Below are 1222 nucleotides of genomic sequence, written 5' to 3' on the forward strand. Positions count from 1 at the left end.
GCGGGAAAGAGGGAAGCTCCTCGGTGAAACCAACCGAGACGGTCCTCCTTTGGCGAGGAGGCCGAGGAGTTCCCCGCCGTGAACGATACAGACTTTGCCCCGCCCTCGCACGAGGAGGTGCGCACCGACGTGCGAGACCTCTTCCGGGGAGCCATCCGGATGACGCTGGAGATGCTGCTGGAAGAGGAGATTCGGGGCCTGGTGGGGGCGGGGCGCTGGCAGCAGGCAGTGGGGCGCAAGGACCAGCGCAACGGCAGCTACCTGCGCGGCCTGTTGACGTCCATGGGACACCTGGAGGTGGCGGTGCCCCGGACCCGGGCCAGCGGAGCGGCGGGAGCGGTGCTGGGCCGCTACAAGCGGCGCAGCGAGGAGCTCGACGAGGCGATTACCAGCGCGTACGTGCAGGGAGTCTCAACGCGGAAGATGGGCAAGGTGACACGGGCGCTGATGGGCGAGGAGGTCTCGCGCTCGACGGTGAGCCGGGTGACGAAGTCCCTCGAAGAGAAGGTGGAGGGCTTGCGCACCCAGCCGCTCACCCAGGCCTTCCCCTCCCTCTACCTGGACGCCACCTTCCTCGACGCACGGTGGGCGCGCACGGTGCAGAACGTCTCCGCCCTGGTGGCCTACGGCGTGGGAGAGGATGGGCACCGGCACCTGTTGGCAATCACCCTGGGCGGCAGCGAGTCGGCGGATTCCTGGCTGGAGCTGCTTCGCCAACTGCTCGAGCGGGGGCTGACGGGCGTGAGGCTCGTCATCGCCGATGGGCACGCGGGACTGGCCGCCGCGGCCCGGCAGGCGTTGCCCGAGGCGCAGCTGCAGCGCTGCACGGTGCACCTCACCCGCAACGTGCTCGCCAAGGCGCCCTGGCGCCTGCGAGGGCGGCTGGGCAAGCAAACCTCGGCCATCTTCGAGGCCCCCACCCTCCAGGACGCCAGGAAGCAAATGGAGGCCCTCCAGGAGGGCCTGGGACGCCAGGTGCCCGAGGCCATGGAGTGCCTGCGCCAGGGCTTCGCCGCCGCCACCTGCTTCTTCGCCTTCCCCAAGGCCCACTGGAAGCGCCTGCGCAGCACCAACGGACTGGAACGTCTCCACGGCGAGGTGAAGCGCCGCATCCGCTCCGTGGGCGCCTTCCCTGACCGCGCCAGCGCGCTGCGCCTCATCACTGCCGTCGCCCTGGAAGTCACCGGAGTCTGGGACGACCGCCGCTACCTCGACATGTCCC

1 protein-coding gene is annotated in these 1222 nt (G+C 70.0%); it reads left to right on the forward strand.

Annotated features, from left to right (window positions below; genetic code table 11):
- Positions 1 to 78: 78 nt before the first annotated feature.
- Positions 79 to 1222, forward strand: a 1144-nt coding sequence (locus G4D83_RS45195; RefSeq protein WP_163871162.1) for an IS256 family transposase, incomplete at its 3' end; no start/stop codon positions are given.

This window comes from Myxococcus eversor (assembly GCF_010894455.1).
In the GTDB taxonomy this organism is placed as follows: Bacteria; Myxococcota; Myxococcia; order Myxococcales; family Myxococcaceae; genus Myxococcus; species Myxococcus eversor.